The sequence below is a fragment of the Microbacterium sp. Leaf320 genome (assembly GCF_001423485.1).
In the GTDB taxonomy this organism is placed as follows: Bacteria; Actinomycetota; Actinomycetes; order Actinomycetales; family Microbacteriaceae; genus Microbacterium.
In genome coordinates this window covers 1-26,698 of sequence record NZ_LMOD01000004.1, presented here as the reverse complement: position 1 = coordinate 26,698, position 26,698 = coordinate 1, and the positions used below count along the sequence as shown (strand labels likewise).

Genomic DNA, 26,698 nt, shown 5'->3' with positions numbered 1-26,698 from the left:
ACAGGGCGGTTGATGAAGACCGAGTAGGCGGGGGCCCCACGGGCCCGTCCCTTCTGCGCTGCAGAGAGACTCCGGTACGAATCTGTGAAAGTCAGGGCGTCACTCCTCGTGCGCGGAAGTCATCGAATGTCAGGGTGTACGGCACACTGCTGAATCCGGATCCGGCGTACGTCGAGATGCCGATGTGCCCGGGGCTCTGCAGTGCGGCGGTGGAATCGGTCGTCGTGAGCTGCCAGTCCGCAGGCTCCGGCGACCCCGCCGCCCAGAGCTTACTGCGGAGCGTGGTCGTTCCGACCCCGAATGCCTGCACCCGCACGTTATATATCGTTCCGGTGGCGAACGTGAAGCCCGTCATGTTCTGCGACACCAGTGCGGTGCCGCCACGAGCCAGCTGCGCCGTCACCGATCCGTCGGCGCCGATCAGCCACCGCGCCCGGTAGTCATCGGGTCCGACGACGCGTGCGAGTGCTGCGACGTACACCCGGGCTCCCGCCGGCATCGCCGGTGCCGTGACCGTGAACGTCAGGTCGGTGCTCGTCGACGTCGCGGCGTTCAACGACGCGGTTCGGGTCTGTCCCGCGGCCTGCGTCGTGAACTTCGCGGCTCCGTTCTCGATCGACACGTTCGCGGCCCCGCTCGTCTGCGTCCAGACGCCGCCCGTCTGAGCGGTGCCCAGCGTTCCGTTGGCCCGACCGAAGTCGTCGGCGGCGAAGGCCGCACCAGCCGGGGCGACCACCGTCACCGACTTCGTCACGGTGTTCACGGCGCCGAGGTTGTCGGTCACCGTCAGCGACACCGTGTACGTGCCTGCAGCGGCATACGGGTGCGAGGCCGTGGCACCGGTGGCGGTCGCCCCGTCACCGAAGTTCCACGAATACGAGGCGATCGAGCCATCCGGATCCGACGACGTCGAGGCATCGACAGCCACGGTGAGGTCGGTCGGTGTCGCCGTGAACGAGGCGACGGGGTTCTGGTTGCCCGGAGTCGCCGTCACCGTGACCGCGTTGGTCACCGTTCCGGTCGCGCCCTTGTCGTCCGTGACCGTCAGCTTCACCTGGTACGTGCCGGCGGCGGCATACGTGTGTGCGGCGGGCGTGACTCCCGATCCCGTCGCCCCGTCTCCGAACTCCCAGGCGTACGAGGCGATGGTTCCGTCGGCGTCCGTCGACGTCGATCCGTTGACCGTTGCGGCGAGGCCGCTCACGGAGTTGGTGAACGCCGCGACGGGCGCCTGGTTCGCCGGAGGAGTCGGACCGCCGGTCGTGGAACCTGCCCAGAAGTTGTCGAAGCGGGTCTGGAACGGCACGTTCGTGACCGAGCCGCCGAGGTAGACGCCGAGTCCGACGTGACCTGCAGCCTGCAGAGCCGCCGTGGAGTCGGTCGTGGTCGAGGTCCACGTCGCGGGCTCGACCGTTCCCACCTTCCACACCTTGGCCCTGATGGTCGTCGGAGACGTTCCCGTCGCCTCGGTGCGCACGTGGAGCGCGTCACCGGCGTTGACGGTCAGCCCCGTCGACGCAGTGGTCAGCACCGTGGCGGTCCGCTGGAGCTGGAGCTGCACCCCACCCGTCGGCGACACGATGATGCGCGACCGGTAGTCTTCCGTTCCGACGCGCCGCGCCGAGACCGTGTAGTACGCACTGCCTCCGACCGGCCGCTGCGGCAGGACCACATCGACGTCGACCGCGGTGTCCGTCGCCGAGACTCCGGTCAGGTACGCGTACCGCTGCGATCCGCCGGCAGGCTGCTGGAACGCCGCGTAGGCGCCACTGACGAGGTAGTTGGATGCCGTGTTGGACAGCGTCCAGGCTCCCCCGGTGTTGGCGGTGCCGAGACCGCTGGCCACGGTGCGGTTGAACGAATCCGATGCGTAGGTCACCGCTCCCACGGGCGCGGTCACCGTGATCGACGCCGTCGTCTGCGACGTGGCTCCTTCGTCGTCGGTCACCGTCAGGGTGATCGTGTAGGTGCCTGCCGCCGCGTACGTGTGCGTCGCTGTCTTACCCGTCCCGGTCGCGGTCGAGTCACCCCAGTTCCAGGCGTAACCGGCGATCGTGCCGTCGCTGTCCTGCGATGCGCTCGCGTCCACATCGACCTTGAGGTCTGCCGCGGCCGAGGTGAACGACGAGACCGGAGCCTGGTTGGCCACGGCTTCGACGATGGCCGTCTCGGTGTCGGTCGCGCCCTTGTCGTCGGTCACCGTGAGGGTCACCGTGTAAGAGCCCGCGACCGCGTATGCGTGCGTCGCCGTCGCGCCGGAACCCGCAGGCGTTCCGTCGCCCCAGTTCCAGCTGTAGCTGGCGATCGTGCCGTCGGCATCCGTGGAGGCGCTCGCGTCGACCGCGAGGCCGAGCTTGGTCACCGCGTTGGTGAAGCTCGCCGTCGGTGCGACGTTCGCGGGTGCTCCCGTGGTTCCCAGCGCGTAGTGCTGCGAGACGGCCGTTCCGGTGAGCGGCGAGAGGTAGACGGCGACCTCGTCGATCGATCCGTCGAACTCCCAGTCCCCCGGACCCCACGTGACGTCGCCGCCGACGTGCCAGTAGCCGGTGTAGTCCTGAGCGTTGGTCTGGCCGTTCGAGCCTTGAAGCACGCCGTCGACGTAGAGCCGCATTCCGGTCGAGCCCTGAGTCGCCACGACCTGGTGCCACTGCCCGTCGTTGTACGACGCGGACGTCTGCAGCGTGTCGGCGAAGCCGACCCAGACGCCGTAGATGAGCTTGCCGTCGGGCGTCATGTAGATGTGGCGGTCGTAACCCGAGGAGTTGCCGTTCGAGCTGTTGCCGAATCCGATGATCTTGCCACCGGTGGTCGTGCTCGTCTTGAACCAGGCCTCGAGCGAGTACGAGCGGGGGTTCGTGTAGGAGTTCTGGCTGATGACCTGGCCGCCCTCGAACGACGCCGCCTTGTTGGTCACACCGGCGAGAGCCCCTTCGGCGCCCTTGCTGATGCCGCCGAAGTACGTGCCCTTCTGGTTGTAGCCGGAGGCATCGGCCGCGGTGCTTCCCGTCGACTCGCCGAGTCGCCAGTAGAGCGCGGGGTCGGCGGCGTAGACGGCTGCGCCGTATGCGTCGCTCGGTGCGGTCGCGCCTTCGAGCTCGCGACCGGATGCGGTGTAGTGAGCCGCCGCCTGCTCACGGGTCAGCGGGGCACCGTAGACGGCCACCTCGTCGATCTGCCCGTCGAAGAACGCGGCACCGGCCCACGAGGTGTCGCCACCGACGCGCCAGTATCCGTTGTACGGCTGAGCCGAGGTGACATCCGTGCGCTGAGCGACGCGGACACCGTCGATGTAGAGCACCATGCCGCCGTCGCTGAGACCGGCCGACATGTAGTGCCATTCGCCGTCGTTGAACGCGCTGGCCGAGCTGATCGTCTGCGACGAGCCGGGATACACACCGAAGGTGACGCGTCCGCTCGGCTCCATGTAGACGTGCCGGTCGTAGCTGCCCGACGTGCCGGTGGAGCTGCTGCCGAATCCGACGATCTTGCCGCCGTCGGTGCTCGTCGTCTTGAACCAGGCCTCGACACCGAAGGTGTCAGGACCGGCGATCGCCGAGGTCGTCGAGGCGAAGCCGTTGTTCGAGCCGTCGAAGTCGGACGCGCTGCGAGAATCGGACAGCATGGCCCCCGAGGTTCCGCGCGTCACGCCGCTGCGGACGGCGAGGTCGGATGCTCCGGCCCAGTCGTACGAGAGCGTGGCCGATGAGTCGTCGAGCGGCCAGTAGCTCAGGGGCGCGTCGCCGAGCACCGCGGTGCGGTACGCGCTCGGGGCTGCGGAACCGGATGCCGTCACGGTCGTCGTGCCGCCGAGGATCGTGTGGCCCTCGTTGTCGGTCGCACGCACCCGATAGGTGTAGCTCGTGCCGTTCGTGACGGTGGTGTCGACGAACGCCATGGGAGGCAGGCCCCAGTCGGCGGACTTCGACCGGACGTTCTCGTAGGTCTTGACGACCACGTTGTCGCGGAGCACCTCGTACTTCAGGAACTCGCTGTCGCGGTCGTAGTTGAGAGGCCAGCTGACGCGGATCGATCCACCGGTGAGGGCGATCGAGGAGGCGGGCCAGGCGGTGTTCCACAGGATCGGGCCCTGAGCGTTCGGCGCCTTCTCGGTCACCGCGAAACGCGCGAGCCCCTGCTGTCCTGTGTTGTTCACGCGCGTGAACTCGCCGCCGTAGACGAGGTACTCGCTGTTGGACGAGACCGACCACGGACCCTGCGATGCGCCGCTGACGTTGCCGGCGTTGAAGGCCGGGAACCAGTGCAGCAGCTTGGGCGAGGGGTTGCCGCCGAAGTCGTGGTAGCCCAGGTTCAGCCCGTAGGGCATGATCCGTCCGGCGTCCTTCGATACGGCCAGACCGCGGTAGAACGTCCACGGGTCGCTCTGCGGGAAACCGCCTTCGAGGCTGCCGCAGTAGTGCGAGTGACCGGCCGCATACACCGTGTCACCCATGGGCTCCACGTCGTACTGGTCGCCGTGGCAGTCGTTGACCCAGACGAGGTTTCCGCTCGACCACGAGGCTCGGAACGAGCCTTCGAGGTTGCCGCCTGCACCGAAAACGTAGCCGGTGCCGTAGATGTCGTCGCCGTCGGACTTGAGCGAGAGGATCGCGGCGTCGAGACCTGCGTTCCGGATGACGTTGTTCGCCGAGAACGGCAGCAGAGACGCGTCGGATGCGGAGACCATGGCGAGGCCGTAACCGGGGTTCGAGCTGCCGTTGAGCGTCTGGAAGTTTCCGCCGAGGACGACCTTGTCACCCGCGGGAGAGACGGTGACGACACGGCCCTGGCGCTGCTCGAGCACAGGGGCCCAGGGAAGCAGGGCGCCCGCACGGGTGAACGCAGCGGCGCCGGAGCGGTCGCTGCCGGAGACTCGGCCGAAGGTGCCGGTGATGTACACGGTGTCGTTCGTCGCGGCGACTCCGGAGGTGATGCCGTTGGAGTTCGGATTGAACGCCGAGAGCGTTCCGCCGGGCAGATCGAACGCGGCGACGCGGTTACGGGTCTGGGTGTTCACCGTCGTGAAGTCGCCGACGATGTAGAGGCGTGTGCCGTCGGGCGAGGCCTCGACCTGACGCACCTGACCGTTGATCGAGGGCGCGAATGAGGCGATCAGCACACCGGTGCGGATGTCGTAGGCCAGGAGGTTCGATCGCGGGGTCTCGTTCACTCCGGCAGCGGCCCCTGCGGGGCGCGCGCTGGTGAACTTGCCCGCGGCATACACGACGTTGCCCACGACGGCCTGATCCCAGACGATGCCGTTGATCTGGACCGTCGGAAGCGAGTCGGCGGTGACCGTCGACGCTTCGCCATCGGGTGGACTCACGTCAGCCTGGGCGGGCGAGATCGCCACCAGTGACCCGAATGCCACGGCGAGCGTCATCACGATCGCGATCGATGCTCCGCGTACGCGGCGTCCCCAAGACAGAGCTGTATTGCCCATCGTTCATCTCCCCAGATGATGGACCGTTCGCGCTCAACCCCTACATTGGCACCGAACGATGATTCCCCAGTAATCCGTCGTCCGGCGCACTCGACCTAAGGTCGGGGTCCGACGAACACGACGTTTGGCGCAGCGGCCAATATATCGACGATAACACGCACGTCCCCGTCAGGAGAAGAGGGAACGGCAAACTGGAATATCGCATCTGCCTGGCCGCCCGCCGGGATCGATGCCGGCCACAGCGTGGTGCCTTCGCCCGTCACCCCCGAAGCGGGGAGCCGATCGTCGCCGCCGTAGGTCATGGTGACATTCGCACCCGCGGTGTCGACGGGCTCATCCGATCCGTTGGTGAGGCGCACGGTCACCTGGATCGCCGGGCCGCTCGGCTCGCCGGGGATGTCATTGCCCGCCGTGGTCGACTCGATCGCGGTGACTTCGGCGACCACGCCCTCGACAGCGGGTGCGGGTTCGTCGATCGGCACCTCGTCTCCACTGTCCGGCTTGGCCACGCCGTCCGTCGCCCCGGGAGACGGGGTCTCGAACTCGCTCGGCTGCGGAGTAGGAGTAGGCCCGGGACTCGTCGATGCACCCGGGTCAGCCGGCGAAGCGCTGTTGTTCGCGAGCACACCCCAGACGACTCCGCCGACAAGGAGCACGGCGATCACTCCGACGAGAGTCCAACCCCGCCAGCCCATCCGCCGCTGCGGCTCGTCGAGAGAGTCCGTCATGGTTGCCTCCTCCGCCCGACGATGCGCGCTGCATCCAGGACCCTAATATTCCGCCATTCTAGGTCAGACTCGCCTGCCGAGAGCGGCGGCCTTCGACCACGTCGTAATGTGGCCCGACCGGGTCGTCGGCATGTCTGGATCTGTGGGTCAGCAGAGACGCCACCGTGAAGAAGAGGATGAAGGCCGTGGCGCTGTCGACGAGTCCGCTCTCCGTCACCGAGCGGATGATCACCAGGGTCAGCAATGGGGCGACGAGCCAGCGCCGCCGCGACGATATGAGAGCGCTCGCCACGCACCACACGATCAGCGCCGCGATCAATGCGGTGCCGATGAGACCGGTCTGCGCGAGCAGCGATGCCCAGCTGCTGTCGAGCACCTGTTCGTCCCGCCACTTGATGTCGACCGGGATCTTCTTGGCCGACAGGCCGATCCCGATCCACTTCTGCCACTCAGCCCAGTCCCACCCGAGCACGACCCGCCAGACGTCGAAGCGCGAGTCGAGGGCTGTCGACGTGTCGTTCGAGCCCGCTCTGGTGGCAAGACTGCTGAACACGTCGGTGAACGAGGCGATGGCGTAACCGAGCGGCAGCACGCCGATGAGCATGTACAGGACGCTGCGATCCCGGATGCCGTTGACGAGCACCGCGACCACGATCCCCACCACGATCGCGAGCAGCCCCGTCCTCGATCCGCTGGCGACCGCGATGCCGACCAGGATGACCGTCGCGGTCAGACGCCAGACCCGCACTCCGTTGCGGAGCATCAGCACGACCAGGCCGATGATGGGCGCGGCCACGAGGCCCGCCAGCTCGTTCGGGTGGATCTCGGGGATGCCTCCGCCCAGGCGACCGGTCGATGCGAGCGTCGGGACGCCGGTGACCCCCGCGACCACGGCGACGCTCGCCATAGCCGCCAGAAGGCAGACGATGCTCGTCACCCAGGGGACGCACGTCAGGAGAAGCAGGATCGTCGCCATCACGACGAACATCCGGCCCACGAGCACGATCGTCGAAGAGTCATTGCCGGCCAGGACCGAACCGAGCACGCTGACCAGGAGCACCACAGCGATGACCCCGGCCGGAGCGATCCCCACCGCGACCCGCTCTCGCGTCCTGACCGCGAGCGCGAGCGTCGCGCCGAGCGCTATCACCGCGATGAGTGCCTTCGCGATCACGACGGCATCCACGCCACCGCTGTAGATCGTGGCGCTGCGCCAGGGAATCACGCTCACGATCAGCAGCACGTAGAGTCCGCCCACCGCCGTCACCCTGGCGGTGCTGGGGTGGTGCGCCGACTGCTGTCGGGGTTGACGCGCGGGGTCAGTCGGTGTGGGCATGCGAGACTCCCGTGCCCGCGAGAACGGGGTCACGGTCGGAGACCCGCCAGGACTCCGCGATGGAGCCGAGGGACTTCGTCCCGGTGTGGAGCATCACGACGCCGACCGGCCGCAGGCCCATGACCCGCAGACGCGTCGTCACCGCGACGAGGTCGGTCGCGGACGTCGCATTGTGCCGGACGTTGATGATGACGCCGGCTCCGGGCCCCACCAGCTGCTCGATCAGAGCGGATGCTCCGGGCTCGACGATGACCACGACGACGTCGAAGTCCTCGTGCATCGCCGTGATGACGTCGGGGAGCTCGGTCACGAGAGTCTCGAGTGCGATCGGCTCATCCGCGACGAAGATCGCGTTCCCCTCGTCGCCGTCGGCGATCGGCTCGCCGCCGAGCACCTCGTTGAGCGTGTGGCCGCGCCCGGTCACATGCGTCTCCCGGGTGTCGACGACGCAGGCCGTCGCTCCGATCAGGCGCTGGGCCTCGAGCATCCCGGCGATCGCATCGTCGTCGATGGCGCCGTCGGAGGCGGGGACCACGATGTGCGTGCGCATGCCACCGCCGGCGAGCGCGACGAGGTTTCCGGCTGCCTCCTCGTACGCCACGATCGCGCCCGTGTTCGACTCGGGGTGCAGGCGACTGCGCCGGGGGATCTGACCGATCACCGGAAGCCCGGATGAGCGCCGCACGTCCGAGATGGTGCGCAGGCGACGGTTGGTCGTCGTGCGGTACACCGCGACGATCGCGCCCAGAGCGAGCCCGGCGATGCCGCCGAGGCCGGTGATCGCGGTCACCTGGGGCGAGATCGGCGCGAGCGGGGCGACCGCGGGCAGCACCTGGTCGAGCGCCACCGTGTAGCGCGCGTCGTCTTCGTCGTTCTCCGTCTCCCCGATCAGCTCGGAGAGATGGGTCGCCGCGGAGTTGGCGATGTCTGTGGCGAGCTGCGCCGTCGGAGCATCCGCCCGCACGACGAGCAGCACGGTGTCGGCGGTGTTCTCGGCGGAGAGCATGCGGCGGATGTCGCGATCGGGGTACTCGTCCTCATCGAGGTCGAGGTCGGCGCGGACCGCGTCGATGACCTCTGGGCTGTCGACCAGCGGCGGGTACGACTTGATGCGCGCGAGGCTGAACTGATTTCGCTCGAAGAGCGATGCCTCGGTCGAGTCGACGCGCAGCAGCAGCGTCGACGTCGCCGCATAGGTCTCCGGAAGCGCCTTGGTGACGAGCCACCCCATGCCGGCACCGAGCACCGCGAGCACGACGATGACAATCCATCCCTCGCGCAGGATACGTCCGTAAGGGACATCTTCCATCGCCAACCCCCTCAGTCGAAGACAGGGCCTAAACCTATCATTGGCCGCTCCGTGGACGATTACCGAGCGGGGCGCTCGGGCTGACCGCCCGCGACGACCAGCCAGCGCAGACCCAGACCGCCCAGCATCGATGCCACGGCGAGTGCGAACGGAAGGGTCGACGGCTGCGCGCCGAACGCGATCATCACGACCACGGCGATCACGGCGAGGAGGGTGTCGGAGAGGCGGATGAGGAACACCGCGATCTGGCGTCCTGCGACCGCCCCGAGCGCCCCGTACGGTGTCACGATCGCGACGGACATGCCGTAGGCGAGCCAGGCGATCACCGCGAGCGGATCGACCTCGACGTCGAACAGGAGCGGACTCACCCACGGGATGAGCACGACAGCGATCGCGCTCATCACGACAGTGCCGGCGAGCAGGAAGACCACGACGCGGTCGGCTTCGCGCACCGAGCCGCTCTTGCCCGCCTTGTGCTGATCGGCGAATCGCACGAAGAGGAACGACGAGAGACCGCCGATCACGAGGATCAGAGGCGAGGTGTAGGTGCGAGCCGCCTCGAGCAGACCGACGGCGGTGAGGCCGGCGCCGGCGAGCACGAGCAGGCGCAGCACGGTGAACAGGCTCGGTCGCAGCACCTGCTGCAGACCCCGCCACATGCCGTACCGCCAGACCGCGGCGATGTCCGCGCCGCGGAGGCCGACCAGATGTCGGTCGGCACGAGGCACGAGGAACCAGCCGATGAACGTGGCGACGACCTGCCCCGCCGCGATCCCGCCGAGGAACGCGGCGAGCGAGAGGGTTCCCGTGAAGTGCACCGTGAGGATGACCGCGAGCGCGACGACGAAGCCTGCGACGTCGGTGATCGCGGTGCGGACGAACGACATGTGCGCGATCAGCAACCGCCGCACGATCTCCTCGACGGCGAAGGCCGCGAGCGCGAGGGCGAACAGGGCCGACTCCCACGCGTCGGAGAATCCGGTGAGCCAGGCGATCAGGAAGGAACCGATCGCGAGCAGCACGGATGTCATGAGCAGCATGGCCTCGAGGCCCGCCCTGATCGTGCGCTTCGAGCGGTCGAGCACGACGAGGGAGTCGCCGACGAGGCCGGTGACGACAGCTGTGGCGACGATCACGACTCCGTACAGGATCGCGAAACGGCCGTACTCCTCGATGCCGAGCAGTCGCGCGACGAGGATCTGCAGGAGCAGACCGATCCCTGCCTGCGCCGCCTGCGCGATCACGGCCCCCAGAGCCTTGCGTTTCATGTCGCCTCCCCGCCTGACATCCTCGCACGCGACTCGTCGCGTCGGAGTCCGGTGCGGCGGACGGGATCGCTAGAGCTCGCCCGGCTTCATCGCCTCGGCGTCGATCGCCCGGATCACCCGCAGAGCCGCGGTGTCCGGCTTCGGCTCGGCATCCGCCGCATCGGCCTTCGAACGCCTCTTCGGCGCGTAGACGACGAGCGAGTGGAAGAGGAAGCGCGCGAAGAAGGCCACGATGAGCGACAGCCCCGTGGCGAGCACGCTGGAGATGTGCCAGGTCTCGACCATCAGCGCCATGACGGGGATGCGCAGCGCCGCCTCGACGTTGTTGAACGTGAACGAGGCGGCGAAGCGCCCGCCCAGACCGCGTGCATCCGTGCGCATGTCGGCGAAGACGAACCGCTCCTGCAGGATGAAGTTGCCGATGATGGTGATCTCGGCCCCGATGATGGCCGCCCAGATGTAGGGCACACCGGCCAGCGTGAGCAGCCACATGATGCCGAGGTTCGCCACGGCTCCGATCGCGCCGATCAGCGCGAAGAGCGACATCTTGCCGAAGCGCAGTCGGGTCAGGTGCGCGAGGAACGTTGCACCCTGCCGCAGGCTCGCCTTGGACGTGCCGTGCCTTCGCTCGGCGAACTCCATAGGTATCTCGGCGATGCGCAGATCCGTACGGGCGAGGATCTCGAGGAGGATCTTGAAGCCCTGAGGCTTGAGGGTCGCGAGATCGAGCCTGGCGCGGGAGACGAGGAAGAAGCCGGTCATCGGGTCGGAGCTGCGCGCGAGCCGGATCGGGAACATCGCGCGCGTGAGCCAGGTCGCCGTCCGAGATACCCCGAAGCGCACGGCCGTGCCGAGGCCGCTGGTGTCGCCGCCGCCGACGTACCGCGAGGCCGCGACCACGTCGGCATCGCCCTCCTCGTGACGAGCCAGCAGGGCGGGAAGCAGCTCGGGCGGATGCTGCAGATCGCCGTCCATCACGATGCAGAGATCGGATGCCGATGCCTCGAGCCCCACCACGACCGCTCCCCCGAGTCCACCGGTGTTGTCCGCGCGGTGGATGACGCGGACGGGAAGCGGAGCATCCGCCGCCACGCGCTCGACCTCGGACGCCGTGTCGTCGGTGCTGTCGTCGACGAACAGGATCTCGGCGTCGTACGCGGCGAGCGCGACGGCGGTCCTGGCCACGAGCTCCGCGACGTTGTCGCGCTCGTTGAAGGTCGGCACGATGACGGTGACCGCTGTCCCCACGGGCCCTCCCCCTTCACGTGCGCCGGCGATTGCTGCGGCATCCATAGTTCCATGTGTTCCTATGGGCGGGAAACCCGGCACCTGCTAGGCTGTGCGGATGCGGCTGTGGGAGTCGCTGGGCGGATGGGGATCCGCCTTCTGGGGAATTACTGATCTGGGGAGATCATGGGGACGCGCATCGGCTATGCCGTGGGTGCTTTCGACCTGTTTCACGTCGGGCATCTCAACCTTCTTCGTCACGCCAAACAGCACTGCGACATCCTTGTCGCCGGTGTCGTCAGCGATGAGATGCTGCGGCAGGTGAAGGGCATCGAGCCCGTCATCCCGACCGCAGAGCGGGCGGAGATCGTCCGCCACATCTCGTTCGTCGACGAGGTGTATGTCGAGACCACTCCGTCGAAGATGGATTCGTGGCGGGACGTGCAGTTCACGCACTTCTTCAAGGGCGACGACTGGCGCGGCACCGACAAGGGCCTGCGGCTCGAACGCGAGTTCGCCGAGGTCGGCGTCGAGGTCGTCTACTTCCCGTACACGGCGCACACGTCGAGCTCGTCGCTGCGGCGAGCGCTCGATGCGATCACCGCCGGCGCCACAGCCACCGGCATTCCGGCGCTCGCGACGCGCTGACTCCGCGCGCCCGCGCCCTCAACGTCGCGGGCGCGGGCGCGACGGTTCGTACACTCTCTCGGATATCGTGGTCAGTTGGCCACGCCGAGCAGGCTGCGAGCCATGCGCGCGACGTGCGGCGGAGTGTGCGCACCGAGCCAGACCGTCCACTGCAGCGGCGGTTCGGAGCAGGTCCATTCGACGCACCACGAGTGCACCGCGGTGGCGAGCCGCTCACCCTTCGCGTGTTGCCGGATGCCGTCGCCTCGCAGCAGCCAGCGCACCGAGACGCCTTCGGGCACATCGATGTGGCGGAACTGTATGCGTGCGGCCGCTTCGAGCATGATGACCCCCTCCGCATCCCAGGGCAGGCGAGCGGCGATGGCCGCGATCGCTGCGGCATCCGTCGAGTCTCCGGCGATCAGCACGACTCCCTCGATGTGCTCCCAGTCCGGATCCTCGAGGTGCTCGCACGCAGTGTTCATGGGATCGAGTATAGGTAAGGCTAGCCTTACCTAGCAACGGTCAGCGTAGACCGTGTGCGACTCGGCGCCCGTCCAGCTATGCGGCTCTACCCTGGATACATGACTTCTCCTGCAGAATCCGCGATCACGCTCTTCGGCGCCGATTGGTGCCGCGACTGCATCCGCACCAAGAAGCAGCTCGACGGCCTCGGTGTCGAGTACACCTACGTCGACCTCGTCGCAGACCCGTCGGCTGCCGACGTCGCGAAGGAGATCTCGGGCCGCACGAACATCCCGGTCGTGGTCTACCCCGACTCCTCGCACCACGTCGAGCCGTCGAATGCCGACGTCGAGTCGAAGCTGCGCGAGCTCTCCCTCATCTGATCCCGCTCGTCTGCCCCCCCCATCTGCACCGCTGGGGGCACTTCGCGCACCGATACACTGGCGCGATGAGCACCGCGGCTCGGCCTGAACGAGCATCCGCCCGCCTGTCCGCCCGCACGGTCGCGCTGTACGCGATCGGCTCGCTGGGCACGGGCGGTTACGCGACCCTCCCGGGGCTCGTGCTGACGTACTTCCTCACCGACAACCTCGGTGTCGCGGCCCTCGCCGCCGGTCTCATCGTGACCTCGGCGAAGATCTGGGACGTCATCATCGATCCGCTGATCGGTGCGGCATCCGACCGCCAGTACGCGAAGACGGGCTCCCGTCGTGGCTTCATGGTCCTGGGCGCCCTCACGCTCCCACTGTTCTTCGCACTCACGTTCGCGGTGCCCCCGTCGTGGGGACCGACAGCGGGCGCGATCTGCGTGCTCCTCGCTTTCCTCGCCACGGCCACGTCGTTCAGTCTGTTCCAGGTGCCGTACGTCGCACTGCCCGCCGAGCTCACCTCGGGCTACGACGAGCGCACCCGCCTGCTCGGGTGGCGCGTGGTCGTGCTCACCGCGGCGATCCTGCTCTTCGGCGCCGGCGGGCCCGAGCTGCGCAGCGCCGGGCCGGACCCGGTCGCGGGATACCTGCTGATGGGCGTCGTCGCGGGCCTCACGATCGGCGTCGGCATGCTCATCGCCTCGCGCACGGCGGATGCTGCCGCGCACCGCGCAGCGGCAGCGCACCACCCCGACGAGGCCGATCGCCCCACGCTCGCGGCGCCGGCCGGAATCCGCGAGCAGTACGCGGCCGGCGTGCGCACTCTGCGCCGCAGCCAGCCCTTCCGCGCGCTGCTCGGCACGTTCCTGCTGCAGGCCCTGGCGACGGGAACCATGCTCGCGGCCGCGCAGTACGTCGCCACCTGGGTGCTGCGCAGCGAGGACGCCGTCACGCTGGTGTTCCTGGCGCTCGTCGGCCCTGCCCTCATCGCCACCCCCGTCTGGACGGTCGTCGCGCGGAGGATCGGCAAGGAACGGGCGTTCGCCATCGCGAGCATCCTGTTCACGGCCGCCGCCGCGACCCTCGTCCTGGCCGCCTGGATGCCCGGCATCTGGATGTACGGCGCGATCGGGTTCGCCGGCATCGCATACGCCGGCCTGCAGTCCCTTCCGATGGCGATGCTCCCCGATGTCATCTCGCACGACGAGCGCATCAGCGGCAGGGGCCGGGCAGGCACGTTCACGGGGGTGTGGACGGCCGGCGAGACCGTCGGGTTCGCCCTCGGCGCCACCACGGTCTCGCTCACCCTCGCGGCGACCGGGTACGTGTCGACGGTCGCGGGCGCTACGACGCAGCAGCCGGACGCGGCGATCACCGGGATCGTGCTGAGCTTCAGCATCCTTCCCGCTCTCCTGATGGCGGCGAGCCTGCTGACCCTTCGCCGGTACCGGCTGCGTCGCGCCGACATCGACGCGTGAGCGGATGCCCGGCCTAAGCTGGGATCCCGTCCGAAGGAGACGCCGATGACTTCTGCGACCACGCCCGCCGCCAAGACGACGACCACGACGACCACCACCGACCTGCCGGAGGGCGAACGCGAACGCCTCGATGCCGCGATCGCGGAGCTCCACGTCGGCAGTCGCACCTGGTCTGCGCTGACCCTCGCACAGCGCGTCACCCTGCTGCACGGCGTCCGCACGAGTGTCGCTGCGACCGCGGAGGACTGGGCGAACACGGCCGCAGCATCCAAGGGCCTCGACGGCCGGCATCCCCTGCGCGGGGAGGAATGGCTCAGCGGGCCGTACAGCGTGCTCGGGGCTCTCGACGCGTACATCGAGACCCTCACTCGCCTCGCGAACGGCACCAATCCACTCGACGGCGTCAGGATCGACCGAGCACCCGGCGGACGCTCTCGCGTGCACGCCTTCCCGCTGACGGGCATCGACCGGTTCCTGCTCTCGGGCTACACGGGCGAGGTGTGGCTGGAACCCGGGATCACCCCGAACGGCGCGCGGGCCGCGGCGGGCCTCGCCCAGCGCACGCCGTCGGAATCCGGGGGCGTGGGGCTCGTGCTCGGCGCCGGCAACATCACCTCGATCCCCGTGCTCGACGTGCTCTACGAGCTGCTCGCCCACAACCGCACCGCACTGCTCAAGGTCAATCCGACCCAGGATGCTCTCGTGCCGGTGTACAAGCGCGCATTCGCCCCGCTCATCGCCCTCGGCCTGCTGCGCATCGTGCGCGGAGGGCCCGCGGTGGGCGTGTACCTGACGGGTCACCCCGATCTCGCGCACGTGCACATCACCGGTTCCGCCGCGACGTTCGACGCGATCGTCTGGGGCACCGGATCGGCCGCCACGCGTCGGCGCCGAGAGAACCGGCCGCAGCTGAAGAAGCCCATCACCGCCGAGCTCGGCGGAGTCTCGCCGATCATCATCGTGCCGGGCGACTGGACGGCCGCCGACCTCACCTATCAGGCCGAGCATGTCGCGACCATGCGCCTGCAGAACAGCGGCCACAACTGCATCGCCGGCCAGGTCGTCATCATGTCGTCGGACTGGGCGCAGGCCGACGACTTCCGGGCGGCCCTGCGTCGCGCCTACGCCAACGCCCCCGAGCGGCCGATCTGGTACCCCGGCTCGCCTTCGCGGATGGACCTCGCGACCCAGGCGTACCCCGACGCCCTCGTGCTCGGCGACCGCCTGCTGGTCGAGATCGAGCAGGGCGACGACGCCGCAGCGCTGCAGGGCACCGAGTACTTCGCTCCCGTCCTCGGGGTCGTCGCGATCCCCGGCACCGGGCAGGAGTTCCTCGACTCCGCGGTCGCCTACGCGAACGAGCAGCTGCAGGGCACGCTGGGAGCCAATCTGCTGATCGACCCGCCGACCGAGAAGACGCTCGGGGCCGGATTCGACCGGGCCATCGCGGCGCTGCGCTACGGCTCGATCGCGATCAACGGGTGGACCGCCTTCGGCTTCATCACACCGACCCTGACCTGGGGGGCGTTCCCCGGCAGCACGATCGACGACGTCGGCAGCGGCATCGGGGTCGTCCACAATGCGCTGCTGCTCGACGGCGTCGAGCGCTCGGTGATCCGGGGCCCCTTCCGGCCGTTCCCGCGGTCACTGCCGGTCGCCAACGGTGGCGGGCGCCTCACGATCCTCCCGAAGCCGCCATGGTTCGTGTCTGCACGCACGGGTGCCGCGGTGAGCGAAGGCCTCACACGGTTCCGTGCGGACGGCGGGATCATCGGGCTCCTGAAGACGCTGACCCAGGCGTTGCGCGCCTGAGGCACCTCAGCCTCTGAGCGGTCCGTCCGCCGCGAGTTCTCAGCTCGCGAAGCGGTCGGTCGCCGCGCGCAGTGCCCGCTGGGTGCCGGGTTCGGTGGCCGAGTGGCCGGCATCGTCGACCACGACGAAGTCCGCCTCGGGCCACGCCACGTGCAGGTCCCATGCGGTCATCATCGGGGTGCACACGTCGTGGCGCCCCTGCACGATGACGGTCGGGATGTGGCGGATGGCGTCGACCCCGGCGATCAGCTGTCCCTCCGACCACCAGCCGCGGTTCACGAAGAAGTGGTTCTCGATCCGGGCGAACGCCGTCGCTGCGCGCGGATCCGACATCGCCTCGATCTGCGCGGCATCCGGTCGCAGGGTGACCGTCGACGCCTCCCACCGCGACCAGGCGACCGCGGCCGGTTCGTGGACGGCCGGGTCGGGGTCGAAGAGGCGACGGTGATAGGCCTCGATCATGTGCGACCGCTCGAGCACGGGGATGGGCGCGAGGAACTCCTCCCACAGATCCGGGAAGAGCGCCGCCGCGCCGCCCTCGTAGAACCACTCCAGCTCCTCCCGCCGCAGCGTGAAGATGCCACGGAGGATCAATTCGCTCACGGCATCCGGATGCGCCTGCGCATAGGCGAGCGCGAGCGCACTCCCCCACGATCCGCCGAACACCTGCCACTGCTCGACGCCGAGGTTACGGCGAAGCAACTCGATGTCGGCGATCAGGTGCGCGGTCGTGACGAAGCGGAGATCGGCGTCGGGCGCGCTCGCATGCGGGGTGCTGCGTCCGCAGCCGCGCTGGTCGAGCAGCACGATCCGATACGCGTCGGGGTCGAAGAAGCGGCGCTGCCAGGCGGATGTTCCGCTTCCCGGTCCGCCGTGCAGGAACACGACGGGTTTGCCGTCCGGGTTGCCGCTGACCTCCCAGTACATGCGGTGACCGTCGCCGACGAGCAGCTCACCGGTCTCGTACGGTTCGATCGGCGGATACAGCGCGTCCAGGTCCATCGTCTTTCCTCCCTCAGAAGCCCGTCGTGATCACGTCGGCGTGATCAGAGCTGGTCTCCCGGCAGTGTCAGGGGCTGCTCGCACACGTCGAGCCCGTTCTCGTAGCCGCTCGCGAACCAGTACTTGCGCTGCTCGCTCGTGCCGTGCGTGAAGCTCTCGGGGTTCACCGAACCCGACGACTGCTGCTGGATGTTGTCGTCGCCGACCGTGTTCGCCGCGTTCAGCGCATCCTGGCGCTCGGCCTCCGTCGTCTCCTGCAGGTAGGGGACGCCGTCCGGGTCCTTCTCCTTCGTCATCTGCCCGATCCACGCGCCGGCATAGCAGTCCGCCTGCAGTTCGATGCGCACGCCGTTGCTGTCCGGCCCTGTGCCGTTGTTCGGGTATCGATCCATCACGCCGGTGATGTACTGAATATGGTGGCCCCACTCGTGCCCCACGATGTAGAGCTGGGCGAGGTTGCCGGCGGATGCGCCGAACTGCTGCTGCATGAGGTCGAAGAACGTGGGGTCGATGTAGACCGTCTCATCCGGCGGGCAGTAGAAGGGACCGACCGCGTTCGAGGCCGTGCCGCACGCGGTCGAGGTCGCACCGTCGACGATGATGAGCTGCGGAGCCCGGTAGGGGTCGACGTGGTCCTCCCAGTAGCCGTCGAGCGCGAGCTGCGAGCTCGCCACCCGGCAGTCGACGTTCTCGTTGGCGTCCTCACCGGTGAGGCAGTTCTCGATCACGCTGCCGCCCTCGGGCTCCGATCCGCCGCCGGTGGCTCCCCCGCCGCCGAGCAGGCCCGTCAGGTCGATCCCCAGCAGCGGCCCGGCGATGAGCGCGATGATGCCGAGGAGGCCGACGCCGCCGGCTCCCGCGACGACGGCGCCGCGACCGCGTCGGCGGGCGGTGTTGCCGGAGACATCGGCATCTGGGTTGAAGGTCATGCCACGAGGGTACTCTGCGCCGAGGGCTCGTCACGGTCGTAGGCTCGAGTCATGACGACCACGATCACGCTGACCGGTGCAGGCGGACAGATCGGATACGCGTTGCTCTTCCGCATCGCAGCCGGAGACCTGCTCGGCCCTGAGGAGAGGGTGCGACTGCGACTGCTCGAGATCCCCCAGGGTCTCGGTGCCGCCGAGGGCGCGGCGCTCGAGTTGCAGGACGGCGCCTTCGGGCTGCTCGAGCACGTCGAGGTCACCGACGACCCGGCTGTGGGCTTCGACGGGGCCGACCTCGCGTTGCTCGTCGGAGCGCGTCCGCGTGGGCCCGGCATGGAACGGGGAGACCTGCTTACCGCGAACGCGGGCATCTTCGGGCCCCAGGGAGCGGCGATCGCCGCGCACGCGTCGCCCGACGTGCGCGTGACCGTGGTCGGCAACCCGGCGAACACGAACGCCCTCATCGCCGCGGCATCCGCGGACGGAGTTCCTGCCGAGCGCTTCACGGCACTCACGCGCCTCGACGAGAATCGGGCGAGGGCTCAGCTGGCGCAGACTCTGGCAGCGCCCGTCGACACCGTGCGACGGGTGCCGATCTGGGGAAACCACTCGGCGACGCAGTTCCCCGATGTCTCGCATGCGACGGTCGGCGGCGCTCCGGTGGCCGATGCCCTCGAGGCCATCGTCGGCGACGTGCCCGCGTGGCTCGACGAGACGTTCATCCCGCGGGTCGCGAAGCGCGGGGCGGAGATCATCCAGGTGCGCGGGTCGTCGTCGGTGGCCTCCGCCGCGAACGCGACGATCGAGCACGTGCGCGACTGGGTGCGCGGCACCGATGACTGGACCTCGGCCGGCGTCGTCTCGCACGGCGAGTACGGGGTTCCGGAGGGACTGATCTCGTCGTTCCCGGTGCGCTCGATCGACGGCGAATGGCAGATCGTCGAGGGACTCGAGGTCAGCGACTGGGCGCGCGCCCGCATCGATGCCTCCGTCGCGGAGCTGGTCGAGGAGCGCGAGGCGGTGCGAGCCCTCGGGATGCTCTGAAAGGTCACCGCGCAGCCTCGGATCAGGGCAGAATGGATGCCGGAGGTGCGCGATGAGCGAGACGATCGATCCCATGAAGGCGACGGCATCCGTCGACGAGGCCCTGACGAGTCCGCTGCACCTGCCGCATGCGGCAGCGGAGTGTCCGAAGTGCTTCACCGAGCTGCAGCAGAACCGCGATTTCTGGCTCGCCCGCCCCGACGGCTCCCGCCTTGTCGGACTCGTCGTCTCGCGCGAGGGCATGCCCTCGGTGGTCGAGCAGCGTGACGACCTCACCCGCTTCGGCGTGCCGATCGAGGGGTTCCGTCACCCCTCGCCCGACATCCTCGAGAGCTGGAGCGACCGGCTCTCCCGCCTCATCGGCACCCTGAAGACGGGTGACGTGCTCGTCGTCGCGAACATCCACGCTCTGGGCCGCGACGCCGACGAAGGCGCCCGCACGGCCAAGGAACTGCGCCGCCACGGCATCATCGTCAAGGTGCTGAGCCACGACGCACGCCACCTGGCCGACGCCACGCGCTGACGCCTTCGGCCAGCGCGCCGGATCGCTGAGGTCCGGATCTCAGAAGTCTCCGGACCGAAGACGCGCGAGCGTCGCCGCGCCGATCTCGGCTCGCGCCGCAGGATGCCGCGCGTAGAACGACACGAGCGCGGCGAGGATCACCGGATCACTCGCGAGATCACGAGTGATCCGCGATGAGCAGTGTCGCCCGATCACGGGCACGCCCAGCAGGGTGAGCATCGTCATCCGCTCTGCGGGAACCGCGAAGACGCTCCATGCCCAGCCGCGGCGGCGAGCAGGACGCCGAGCGCGACCAGACCGGTCGTCGAACCCTGCTGACCCTGCCATCCGGCGAGACCCGGGACCCAGACGGTCTCGACGGCGACCTTCTGCGTCGCTGTCACTGGTAGCTCGGCGGCACCCACAGCAGCTGCGCGGCGACCAGGCCGCGATCACGGCTGACGATCTGCGCGCGACCGGGGATGGCCGGGATCGCCTTGACCTTGCCGATCAGCTGACCCTCCTCCGGGTTGCCCGAGAGAAGGATGCCTGTGGCCCCCAGGTCGGTCATGCGCTGGATGATCGGGTCATAGGCCGCACGGCTCGCTCCACCGGTACGACGCGTGAGGATCACGTGCAGACCGAGGTCGGCCGCCTGCGCGAGCAACGGGGCGAGCACGGCCACCGGATTGCCCTGCGACGTGGACACGAGGTCGTAGTCGTCGATGAGCACGAAGCCCTCAGCGCCCTTCCACCACGACCGCGTGCGCAGCTGGTCGGGAGTGACGTCGGCGCCGGGGATGCGGCTCTGGAAGAACTGGGCGAGCTCGCTCATGCCGCCCTCCGTCATCTCGTGCGACGTGAGGTAGGCGCCGAGGTACTCCTGCGGGATCTCTCCGAGCAGCGCACGGCGGTAGTCGACCACGAAGATCTTCGCCTCGGACGGGCCGTACAGGCGGGTGATCTCGTGCACGACACCGCGGAGCATCGAGGACTTTCCCGAGTCGGCGTCGCCGTAGAGGTAGAGCAGCGGCTCTTCGAGAGGATCGATCGAGAACGGAGCGAGGTTCGCCTCGTCGATGCCGAGGAGGATCTCGCGGGGCTCCGAACCGTCCGCCGATGCGGCCGCGGCGACTCCGCGCAGGTCGGCGTGACCGATGCGCGAGGGCAGCAGACGCAGCTTGGGTCCGGCCGGGCCGTGCCACGCCGATGCGACTCGCGCGACGAGATCGTCGATGCCGCCCGCGAGCGAGGATGCCTCGTCGACGCCGTCGATGCGCGGCAGCGCCGTGAGCATCTGCAGACCGTTCTCGTTCAGGCCGCGACCGGGGATCGCCGTGACGTTCTCCGCCGCCTTGCGGTTGACCTCGGAGTCCGTCGGGTCGCCGAGCCGCAGCTCGATGCGTGTGCCGATGAGGTCCTTGATGTTGGCGCGGATCTCCATCCAGCGCGCCGCCGTGATCACGACGTGCACGCCGTAGGTCAGACCGCGAGCGGCGATCGCCTGGATCTGCGGTTCGAGCATCTCGAACTCGGCTCGGAGCGTGCCCCAGCCGTCGACCATGAGGAAGATGTCGCCGTAGCCGTCATCCGCCAGCCCCTGGGCACGGCGCTGACGGTAGGTGTCGATCGAGTCGATGCCGTTCTGGCGGAAGTAGACCTCGCGGGCGTTGAGCAGGCTCGTGATCTCGGCGACGGTGCGTCGCACGATGTCGGGCTCCGAACGCGTCGCGACGCCGCTGACGTGCGTGAATCTCTGCAGACCCGTGAAGCTGCCGCCGCCGAAGTCGATGACGAAGAACTGCACCTCCTGCGGGGTGTGAGTGAGAGCAAGAGCGACCAGGGCCGTACGCGCGAGCGTGCTCTTGCCACTGAGCGGTGCACCGACGATCGCCATGTGACCCGCGGCACCGCCGAGCGAGATCGCGAGGTTCTCACGGCGCTGCTCGAGCGGCACGTCGACGATTCCGAGCGGAACGGTGAGCGCACCGGCGCCGCGCCACCGCGGCGAGATCAGACCGAGGGCCGGGTCTTCGACGAGGTCGCCGAACAGCTGGTCGAGCGTGGCCGGGGTCTCGAGCGGCGGCAGCCAGACCTGGTGGGCGGACGGACCGCGACCGCTCATCATCTCGACAGCGATCTCGAACGTGTTGCGCTTCTCTTCGGGCTCGGCGTCGACCACGACCTCTGGTTCGTCGACAGGGGCCTCTGCACGCCAGACCGGAGCCGCCGTGAACAGCTCGACCGCGGTAGAGCCTGTGCTCTGGGAGGTGCCTGTCGCCGCGCGGCGCCTGCGACGGGGCGGCGGCCCCGACACGTAGGAGGCACGGAACTGCGTCATGGTCTCGGTGTCGGACTTCAGGATTCCGGCACCCGGCTGCGTGGGCAGGTGGTACGCGTCGGGCACGCCGAGCACCGTGCGGGACTCGGCGGCCGAGAACGTGCGCAGGCCGATGCGGTACGACAGGTGCGTGTCGAGGCCGCGGAGCTTGCCCTCCTCCAGGCGCTGCGAGGACAGCAGGAGGTGCACCTGGAGCGAACGGCCGAGTCGGCCGATGTTGACGAACGTGTCGACGAACTCGGGCTTGGCCGACAGCAGCTCGGAGAACTCGTCCGCGACGATGAGCAGAGCGGGAAGAGGGGCCAGGTCGGTGCGTCCGCCACGACGCGCCTTCTCGTAGTCGGCGACGTTCGCGAACGGACCGGTCGCGCGAAGGAGCTCCTGCCGACGGACCATCTCGCCCTGCAGGGCGTCCTGCATACGGTCGACGAGCGAGATCTCCTCGCCGAGGTTCGTGATGATCGCCGAGACATGGGGCATGTCCGCCATGCCGGCGAACGTCGCGCCACCCTTGAAGTCGACGAGCACGAAGTTGAGCTGCTCGGGCGAGTGGGTCATCGCGAGGGCGAGCACGAGCGTGCGCAGCACCTCGGACTTACCCGAACCGGTCGCACCGATGATGAGACCGTGGGGACCCATGCCCTGCTGCGCGGATTCCTTGATGTCGAGGATCAGCGGGCTGCCGTCCTCCGTCTGACCGATGGGCACACGCAGCCGGTCGCGTTCGAGCCGAGGAGCCCAGGCCGCGTCGAGGTCGAGGTCGCGCACGTCGGGGAGCCCGAGCAGCTCGACGAGCTCGGCCTGATCGGTCGCGCTCTTCTTCTTCGTGATGGTCGTGCCACCGGAGTACAGGGCGATGAGTCGCCGCGCGGTCGCCTCGGCCTCGACGATGCTGATCGCGTCGGCCTCGAACGGCCGCGCAGGGACCTGCAGGCTCACGAGTTCGGCACGGCTGCCCTTGTCTCCGGGCTCGAAGGCGATGCGGAGCGCGTTCGGGTCGTCGAGGTCGCTCCACCGGGAGGGGAGGTCGATCACGGTCACACCCTGCACGCCGTCGCCGCTGACCAGCATGTCGTTGAACGACGTGCTCACGCCGTCGGTGAGGATCACGATGTGGGGAACCTTGGCGCCGGACCCGTCACGTGAGAAGCGCGACCGCTCCCGCACCTCGGCCGGGAGCATGTCCTCGAGCTCGGACAGCTGGGAGCCGATCATGCGCGCAGCACCGAGACCGTCTCTCACGGTGCGCGAGTGCGTGTGCGGCATCCACTTGGCCCACTCCCACTGCGGCAGGACGGCGGAGTCGGCGGCGATGACGATCTGCACGATGTCCGGGTCGTGCATCGTGGCGAGGTGCAGCAGCATGGCTCGCGCGAGGCCGCGGGATTCGTTCTCGTCGCCGGTGATCTCGACGCGCGCGTAGTCGCGCAGGGTGACGCCGAGCGACAGGTTCTTCTGGAGCTCGTGGGTCAGCATGAATCGATGCGCGGCGGACGCCGCGACCGGGTCGAGCTGCGCGAGCGGAGGGAGCTCAGGCGCCTCGAGCGTGATGCACAGCGGCTGGTCGCTCGTGCCGACCCGCACGGTGAGGAAGTCGGGGTCGTTCATCCCGCGCTCCCACACACGGGTGCGCTCCTCGGCGATGTACGGCAGCGCCGAGGGCGCGGGAAGGTGCCAGTTCGCTGCTCTCCGCTGCTGCCTCGCGGCGACGCGCACGGTCTGGCGCAGCTCGGTGAGATAGGCCAGATACTCGCGGCGCGAGCCGAGCGTGGCCGCCTGCCGCTGCGACCGCTGACGCCAGCCGTTCACGGCGACGAAACCCAGCGACGACAGCAGGAACATGCCGCCGGTGAGCAGGCCCGTCACCGACTGGTTCGACATGGTGACCATGACGATCGCGCCCACGCTTCCGAGCATCGGCAGGAGGGATCCGAGGATGCCCATCCCGCCCTCGTTCGGCTGCAGCTCGGGCGGCGCCTGGACGGGGAGCTTTCCGGAGGGGACGCGGGGCGGCGCGAGACGGGGTCCTGTCATGCTCTCTCTCCGGCGCTGCTGTCGGTGGCCAGCAGGAGGCTGATGGTGAAGCTGCGGTTTCCGATCCGGACACGGTCGGCGTCGTCGAGGAGCATCCGCTCGCCCGCGACGAGCTCCGTCATCTGCCCGTCGTCGGAGCGGACGTCGGAGCCGTTGGTGGATCCGAAGTCCGTGACCCAGGTGCGGCCTCGGGAATGCTCGATGCGCAGGTGCGTCTTGGACACCGAGGAGTCAGGATCGGTCACGGTGACGAGCCGGTCGTCATGGACGCTGGCCACGGGGGCACGACCGAGGTTCACCGAGACCGGGAGCCCGAGCTGCACCCGCTGCCCCGTGTCGAAGATGAGCAGCAGGGCGCCGGACTCGGATGCCGGTCCGGCAGCGTCGCCGCCGGACTGCTGCGCCGGGGCAGGGGCGACCGTGAAGAGCGGCCGGTCCTCGCCCTGAGGCACGGGGGCGGCCGTCTCGGTGCGGTGCGAGGCCGCGCGGGCATCGGTGGGCTCGGAGTCCTCGTCGACCGCCGAGGGGTGCGCACCCAGCGGGACGATCTGAGGAGGCGCGAGTGGAGCTGCCGCCTGCGGCACAGGCACCACCGCGTCGACGTCTGCGGCCACGCGCGGAACCGACACCACCACGGTGCCGGCCATGCGGTCGGCCCAGGACTGCCGACGCCCGCCGCGGTCCCAGGCGGTGGAGGCGACGACGACCCAGCTGCCCACAGCGACCAGGAACCCCGCACCGGTGACGACGCCGCGCACGAACTGCCGCCCGATGCCAGGAGAGTACGGGCGGTCGGCTCGTGCCGCGCGCAACCGGAGAACGGCGTTGCCGAGGGTGAGACCCGTGCGGGCTTCGAGCACCCAGAGGAAGATCGCGAGCTCGGCGACGGTCAGGCCGGCGAGGAGAATGCTGCGCGTGGTGACGAGCACGATGGCCGCGACGAGGATCACGGCGGCCACATCGAGCGTGAAGGCGGCGATCCGCAGACCTGTGCCCGCCGGCGAGCCGACGAATGCTGGCCCCAGACCGTCTGCGGGCTGCCTCGTCCGTGCGCGCGTCGAGACGATCGGCGTGGGTGCGGGAGGTGTGGGTGCGGAGCGCAGCGGCGCTCCGTCGACTCCGGGAGGCGCCGCGATCAGTGCCGGAGGAAGTGCCGGGATCTCACCATGCTGACCGGGTCCCGGCTGCACCGGGGGGATCAGTCCACCCGCCGGCCAGGGCTGTGGTTCGCCGTTCCCGCTCATCCCGCCATCATTCCACGAACGAGCGACAGCGCATTCGCGTAGAGCAGTGCGGCCGGCAGCGCCAGCGCCACGGCGAGCCACTCGAACGCGTCGCCGAATCGCGACCAGATGAGCGAGCTCGCACCGCGCGAGATCGGGATGATGACCGCGACCGCGGTGAGACCGACGACGAACAGCGCTGCCGCACCGAGTACCTGGAAACCTGCGCCGAGAGCCACCGAGGCCTGGATGCCGGCGATCACGAAGACCACGGCAGCCGCCGCACGCGGAAGCCAGCGCAGGATGCGTGAGGTCGTGTGCCGCGGAGTCAGCAGCAGCGCGAGGCCGACGCAGACGAGAAGGGCGATTCCTCCCGACAGCACGATCGGATCGTCCGGCCACTCGCGCAGGAAGGCCAGCGGAGTCATCAGCACCGCGACGAGGCTGAGCACGGCCGTCCCGGCGATGAGCCGCGCGGAGGAGTCATCGACGACCGCTGTGATGCGCTCAGGGCGCAGCAGCCCGACCGATTCCGGAATCGCTCCGCGAACGGTCCATCGGCTGGTCATGAAGTGCTTGTAGTCGATGAAGTAGCCCTCTGGGAGGTTCACCAGGCTGCTCGGCAGAGCGCGGAGCCCGAGCGGGACCAATCCGAGCGAGATGGCGGCTGCCTCGGCCTGTCCCCAGCGCAGGAGCAGCGCGAGCCCCCAGACGGAGGCGAGGACGACGAGCAGCACTGTCGCCGTTCCTGCGGCCGCCCGCATCGGACGGGCCCGAGCGGACACGGCGATCACGGCGGTGGTGATCCCGGCCGCGAGGAGACCGGTGGCTGCGGAGAGATGAGCGCTCTCCTCCAGCCCCGCCGGGATCAGAAGCGCCCCGGCCGCGAACGACAGGAGGATCGGGGCGAGGACACCGAGGATGCCACGCACTCCTGCCGCCGAGTCCCGACGAGCCCACGCGACCGCACCGCTGATCGCTCCGACGACGAGGAGCAGACCGATCAGCAGCCTGAGCAGCGGATCGCCTGCTCCCTGCGCGAACACCGCGACGAGCAGCAGACCGCTGACGGCCAGCATCCACCATCGGGCGCCGTGATCCGCACGCGTGGCAGCCGGGAGCGCACCTGCGCGCCGGGCCTGCGGGGCGAGCGCCGTGCGGTCGATGAGCGCATACAGTCCGCCGTCGATGAGGTCTTCGCACTCGGTCTCACCCGGGATCTCGAAGCCGCCGGGGCCGATCGTCACGAAGCGATCGGCCGTCGACAGTCCGCTGAGGATGAGAGCGTCGTCGAGGGTCTCATCGAAGGGAAGGGAGAGATCGAAGCGACGATCCTCACTCTGAAGAACGATCCGACGCCGCTCTACCGTCTCGACTGCCACACCTGCACCCTATCCGCCCTGCACTGCACTGCCGTGGACTTCCAAGGAGCGCGCTCTCATCGCACCCCCTCCTTCATACGCTGAAACCCCTGACGTCTGCACCGTCCTCCGACCAGGGCGGAGGGCAGAGCAGACGACGCGGGCCCGACGCATCGCTGCGACGGGCCCGCGTCACGGGATCACGCC

The 26,698-nt window shown here is 69.1% G+C and carries 20 protein-coding genes; 6 read left to right on the top strand and 14 right to left on the bottom strand.

Features of this window, described 5'->3' with window-relative positions; genetic code table 11:
- Positions 1-91: 91 nt before the first annotated feature.
- From ASF63_RS19595 to ASF63_RS13590, 6 genes are all read right to left on the bottom strand, one after another.
- Positions 92-5,440 carry a PKD domain-containing protein gene (locus tag ASF63_RS19595; protein ID WP_157534355.1) on the bottom strand — a complete coding sequence of 1,783 codons (5,349 nt, stop codon included), beginning with the start codon at positions 5,438-5,440 and terminating at the stop codon, positions 92-94.
- 95 nt (positions 5,441-5,535) lie between these two features.
- Positions 5,536-6,168, bottom strand: a complete 633-nt coding sequence (locus tag ASF63_RS13610) for a hypothetical protein (RefSeq protein ID WP_056515038.1) — start codon at positions 6,166-6,168, stop codon at positions 5,536-5,538.
- 58 nt (positions 6,169-6,226) lie between these two features.
- A complete protein-coding gene (locus ASF63_RS13605) occupies positions 6,227-7,504 on the bottom strand; it encodes an O-antigen ligase family protein (protein WP_157534354.1) in 1,278 nt (425 codons plus the stop codon).
- On the bottom strand, positions 7,488-8,813 hold the full coding sequence (locus ASF63_RS13600) for a hypothetical protein (protein WP_056515033.1): 1,326 nt from the start codon (positions 8,811-8,813) through the stop codon (positions 7,488-7,490). Before ASF63_RS13600 ends, ASF63_RS13605 begins: the two co-directional genes overlap by 17 nt.
- A gap of 59 nt (positions 8,814-8,872) precedes the next feature.
- The gene (locus ASF63_RS13595; RefSeq protein WP_056515031.1) at positions 8,873-10,081 is read right to left on the bottom strand and encodes a lipopolysaccharide biosynthesis protein; all 1,209 of its coding nucleotides are present in this window, start codon (positions 10,079-10,081) and stop codon (positions 8,873-8,875) included.
- Between the two features lie 69 nt (positions 10,082-10,150).
- Entirely contained in the window at positions 10,151-11,374 is a 1,224-nt protein-coding gene (locus ASF63_RS13590) for a glycosyltransferase (protein ID WP_056515028.1), read from the bottom strand.
- Positions 11,375-11,494: 120 nt separating this feature from the next.
- On the opposite strand from ASF63_RS13590, the gene ASF63_RS13585 reads away from it, so the two are divergent.
- A complete protein-coding gene (locus tag ASF63_RS13585; RefSeq protein ID WP_056515025.1) occupies positions 11,495-11,956 on the top strand; it encodes an adenylyltransferase/cytidyltransferase family protein in 462 nt (153 codons plus the stop codon).
- Positions 11,957-12,027: 71 nt separating this feature from the next.
- On the opposite strand, the gene ASF63_RS13580 is transcribed toward ASF63_RS13585, so the two are convergent.
- A complete protein-coding gene (locus ASF63_RS13580) occupies positions 12,028-12,420 on the bottom strand; it encodes an SIP domain-containing protein (protein ID WP_056515022.1) in 393 nt (130 codons plus the stop codon).
- A 99-nt stretch (positions 12,421-12,519) separates the two neighbouring features.
- Here ASF63_RS13580 and ASF63_RS13575 point away from each other — a divergent pair, with 99 nt between their 5' ends.
- The 3 genes from ASF63_RS13575 (at position 12,520) to ASF63_RS13565 (ending at position 16,058) form a co-directional block, all read left to right on the top strand.
- Positions 12,520-12,783 carry a glutaredoxin family protein gene (locus tag ASF63_RS13575; protein WP_056515020.1) on the top strand — a complete coding sequence of 88 codons (264 nt, stop codon included), beginning with the start codon at positions 12,520-12,522 and terminating at the stop codon, positions 12,781-12,783.
- Between the two features lie 65 nt (positions 12,784-12,848).
- Positions 12,849-14,246: an MFS transporter gene (locus ASF63_RS13570; protein WP_056515018.1), complete on the top strand. Its 1,398-nt coding sequence runs from the start codon at positions 12,849-12,851 to the stop codon at positions 14,244-14,246.
- A gap of 45 nt (positions 14,247-14,291) precedes the next feature.
- Positions 14,292-16,058: an aldehyde dehydrogenase family protein gene (locus ASF63_RS13565; protein ID WP_082478180.1), complete on the top strand. Its 1,767-nt coding sequence runs from the start codon at positions 14,292-14,294 to the stop codon at positions 16,056-16,058.
- Between the two features lie 39 nt (positions 16,059-16,097).
- On the opposite strand, the gene pip is transcribed toward ASF63_RS13565, so the two are convergent.
- Together pip and ASF63_RS13555 are read right to left on the bottom strand one after the other, a co-directional pair.
- Positions 16,098-17,060, bottom strand: coding sequence for a prolyl aminopeptidase (gene pip / locus ASF63_RS13560; protein WP_200934026.1), 963 nt, complete (start codon positions 17,058-17,060; stop codon positions 16,098-16,100).
- Positions 17,061-17,104: 44 nt separating this feature from the next.
- Positions 17,105-17,989, bottom strand: coding sequence for a neutral zinc metallopeptidase (locus ASF63_RS13555; protein WP_056515016.1), 885 nt, complete (start codon positions 17,987-17,989; stop codon positions 17,105-17,107).
- A 51-nt stretch (positions 17,990-18,040) separates the two neighbouring features.
- Between ASF63_RS13555 and ASF63_RS13550 the strand changes: the two genes are divergently transcribed.
- Both ASF63_RS13550 and ASF63_RS13545 read left to right on the top strand, forming a co-directional pair.
- Complete coding sequence (locus tag ASF63_RS13550; protein ID WP_056515013.1) at positions 18,041-19,030, top strand: malate dehydrogenase; 990 nt, start codon at positions 18,041-18,043, stop codon at positions 19,028-19,030.
- 52 nt (positions 19,031-19,082) lie between these two features.
- Positions 19,083-19,553 (top strand): recombinase family protein, encoded by a 471-nt coding sequence (locus tag ASF63_RS13545; RefSeq protein ID WP_056309981.1) that lies wholly within the window; start codon positions 19,083-19,085, stop codon positions 19,551-19,553.
- A gap of 39 nt (positions 19,554-19,592) precedes the next feature.
- On the opposite strand, the gene ASF63_RS13540 is transcribed toward ASF63_RS13545, so the two are convergent.
- Genes ASF63_RS13540 through ASF63_RS13525 form a run of 5 tightly spaced genes read right to left on the bottom strand, consistent with a single transcriptional unit; the run spans position 19,593 to position 26,512 of the window.
- Entirely contained in the window at positions 19,593-19,772 is a 180-nt protein-coding gene (locus tag ASF63_RS13540; protein ID WP_056515009.1) for a hypothetical protein, read from the bottom strand.
- Positions 19,773-19,774: 2 nt separating this feature from the next.
- Entirely contained in the window at positions 19,775-19,936 is a 162-nt protein-coding gene (locus ASF63_RS19095) for a hypothetical protein (RefSeq protein ID WP_157534353.1), read from the bottom strand.
- The gene (gene eccCa, locus ASF63_RS13535; RefSeq protein WP_056515006.1) at positions 19,933-23,907 is read right to left on the bottom strand and encodes a type VII secretion protein EccCa; all 3,975 of its coding nucleotides are present in this window, start codon (positions 23,905-23,907) and stop codon (positions 19,933-19,935) included. The genes ASF63_RS19095 and eccCa overlap by 4 nt, the downstream gene beginning before the upstream one ends.
- Entirely contained in the window at positions 23,904-25,151 is a 1,248-nt protein-coding gene (locus tag ASF63_RS13530) for an FHA domain-containing protein (RefSeq protein ID WP_056515002.1), read from the bottom strand. The genes eccCa and ASF63_RS13530 overlap by 4 nt, the downstream gene beginning before the upstream one ends.
- On the bottom strand, positions 25,148-26,512 hold the full coding sequence (locus ASF63_RS13525; protein ID WP_056514999.1) for a hypothetical protein: 1,365 nt from the start codon (positions 26,510-26,512) through the stop codon (positions 25,148-25,150). The genes ASF63_RS13530 and ASF63_RS13525 overlap by 4 nt, the downstream gene beginning before the upstream one ends.
- Positions 26,513-26,698 lie beyond the last annotated feature (186 nt).